Source organism: Cupriavidus lacunae, assembly GCF_003353055.1.
In the GTDB taxonomy this organism is placed as follows: Bacteria; Pseudomonadota; Gammaproteobacteria; order Burkholderiales; family Burkholderiaceae; genus Cupriavidus; species Cupriavidus lacunae.
Genome location: NZ_QKWJ01000231.1, coordinates 1 through 1,253, shown reverse-complemented (window position 1 = coordinate 1,253; position 1,253 = coordinate 1). Strand labels below are relative to the sequence as shown.

Sequence of the window (1,253 nt, the reverse complement as noted above, 5' to 3'; positions counted from 1 at the left end):
GGCCTTGAATTCCGCCGTGTGTACCTTGCGCTTCTTGCCTTCACTCATTCGCCATCATCCCGTCAAGGACGACAGCTTAAACCACCGCCTGATCACTGTCTCAAATCGTGGGTCCACTTTAATACGCGACATGACCGTCCTGGCTGTCGCCTACCCGGTTCTCCCGAGGCCGCCGCCACACACCATCTCGCGGACTGCGAGGACCGGGCTGCTGCTCCCCCGGCTAACGGAAATTTGCGCTGTAGGCCCGGTAACTTAGACGGTGTCTTGTAGAAAGCGGCGTACGGGGGACGGCTGAAGCGAGCGCGGCAGAAGGTGTCCGGAGGATGTTGTTCTGCGCCGTCCTCCTCGGGCGAAACTACTAGGCTCCGCCATGGTGGCGCCTCACAGGTCGACGAGCGCCACTCAGCAGCGCCGCATGACTTGGCGATCGTCGCCCTGGTACGGCGCTTGCGCAACGGGGAGGTGGCAAACGAGCCGCTATCTGAGCGCACCATGGCACGGCAACCGCAATCAGGACAGGACCAGCAGCAACAGACAAGTCAGCAGCAGCAACAAAGCTGCCAGGGCCAACGCGGCGGCCAGCGCGCGCAGCAAGGCGGCCAGAGTGGACAGCAAGGCGGGAAAGGACGCCCCTGATGTTCCGGCCTCCACCGCCAGTGAGCTGATGGGTTTCAGTTGCCATCGCCGTCATCAGCGGCTGCAGCCGCTGACGACTACGGTGCAGCTCATTCCATCCATTGCAATCGCACTCGGTAAATACTATGAAGAATCCCTGGAACAAGAAGAATCCGTTCATGAGCATGTGGCTCAGCAATGCCAACCGAATCGCCGGCGCGACACGCGGCCGGATGACCGCAGAGGGCAAGCGTCAGGCTTCAAACGCTATGAATGAAGGGGCGAAGCAGGTGATGACGTTTTGGGCCGATGCGCTGACAACCAAGAAGCCGGTCCCAAAGCGCAAGCGCCGATGAGCCCTTCGATAGTTGTTGAAAGGGCCGACCCTTCAAAGCATATTTCAGACTTGATATTTCGAACGCCACATTGGAGAGAGAGGAGTGCTGTATTTGTAGCGTTATTATGTTAGCCCCCTGGGTGGACGCCGGTCCGGCAAGCGGCCCCCCGTTAAGCCCATTTCCTTATACGGAAGTCATGACTCTTCCCGCAGTGCTTGAATGGTGAGGGCGGCGTCCATGGTTCTCTGCATGCCGATCCAAATCGTCTTTGCGCCGGGCTCGCCATCGCTCTTGCGC

The 1,253-nt window shown here is 59.8% G+C and carries 1 protein-coding gene; it reads left to right on the top strand.

What is annotated here, in order from left to right:
- Window positions 1-764: 764 nt before the first annotated feature.
- Complete coding sequence (locus DN412_RS42845; RefSeq protein ID WP_115216994.1) at window positions 765-974, top strand: hypothetical protein; 210 nt, start codon at window positions 765-767, stop codon at window positions 972-974.
- The last annotated feature ends 279 nt before the right edge of the window (window positions 975-1,253 follow it).